We start from the raw sequence: 1,330 nt of genomic DNA, 5'->3' as shown, positions 1-1,330 counted from the left end.
TGCCACAAAGCCATAATTGTATCTCTGGTTCTCAATAGCGATCTGACAGGCTTTCTCGAACTTATCCGGTTCAGTGATTCGCTGGAGCTTCAAAAAACCATCGCATGTGCGGTATAGCTGCTCTGGATATCTGTCCTGTTTAAATAGCAATACAAACAAGTTATGAAGCTCCTTAGACTTGCTTTTTGCTTTGGCCATGTAATAATCCGGACTGCGATCCTGATAATGCTGATGGGTTGAGCATAAGTGGTCTTTGACGCTTGTATAGCGTCCTTTTAAATAACTTCTCAGATGAAAAGCTACCCGTTTACAATCAATGTAGATTGATACGGTAGAGCGTGTGTAGATTACCGTTGCCTGCTTGCCTATATGCACATAAGGAACACTGTAATAATGTTTGTCTTTCTGTAGACAAATATGATTGTTAGGACCCACCTTATACTGCTTGTAATACTTTATTTCATATACAGTCTCAGGTAGGGCTTTTAACAGGTGTTTTTCATCGGCCAGGAACTTCTCTTCCCGACAGTAGTCTTTCAGCTGCATGCGGGTTTGGTTGTGGGCCAACACCTTTTCAGAGATGGCCTCATTTAACTGCTGAATGCTAAAGAACTGACGATCGCGGAGTTTGGCATACACACGGCTGTAAATCAGTTTTACTTGATTTTCCACCAGTGCCTTATCTTTGGGTTTGCGCGCCCTTGCCGGAACAACTGTGGTTCCGTAATGATTAGCCAGGTCATCCATTGCAGTATTAATGCCTGGCTCGTAACTATCGGCCTTAATAACAGCTGCTTTAAGATTATCAGGAACAAGTGCCCTTGGTGTGCCTCCTAAATGATTTAAACAGCACGTAAGGGCATAGATAAAGTCTTCTACACTCTGACTCCTGACGGCCATGGCAAAACAATAATCAGAGTAAGGAAGACAGGCAACAAAAACCTGACATTTAATAACCTCGCCTGTTGATTTATCTATGTAAGAAAGTGTCTTTCCGGCAAAATCAATATAGAGTTTATCAGCAGGATCATGGTGGAGTACAGCCGATGGCCGGGCTGCTATTTCTTGTTGATTAAGGTGATAACAAAACTGAGTGTGACTGTAGCCACCAGGATAGCTGGCTTTGTACTCCTCCCACAAGAGTTGCTTGGTTACACCCGTGCGCTTAAGTTCTTTAAGGAAATAATCTACATTGGCCTTAAAATGCTCGTAACGATCTTCTTTGTAGGATGGGTTTCCGGCATGAAACTTTCCTTCCAGAAGAGGATCTTCCAATTTAAGTAGTTCGTTGATATGAAGGCTGCTCTCTTCTATTTTCCGCAGATAGGAC

1 protein-coding gene is annotated in these 1,330 nt (G+C 42.7%); it reads right to left on the bottom strand.

Translation table 11 applies throughout. The annotated features are described in order from the left end of the window. Positions 1-1,330, bottom strand: a 1,330-nt coding sequence (istA, locus tag BY457_RS18845; RefSeq protein ID WP_106154874.1) for an IS21 family transposase, incomplete at both ends; no start/stop codon positions are given.

The sequence above is a fragment of the Marinilabilia salmonicolor genome (assembly GCF_003003035.1).
GTDB lineage: Bacteria > Bacteroidota > Bacteroidia > Bacteroidales > Marinilabiliaceae > Marinilabilia > Marinilabilia salmonicolor_A.
This window is presented reverse-complemented; position numbering and strand designations above follow the sequence as displayed.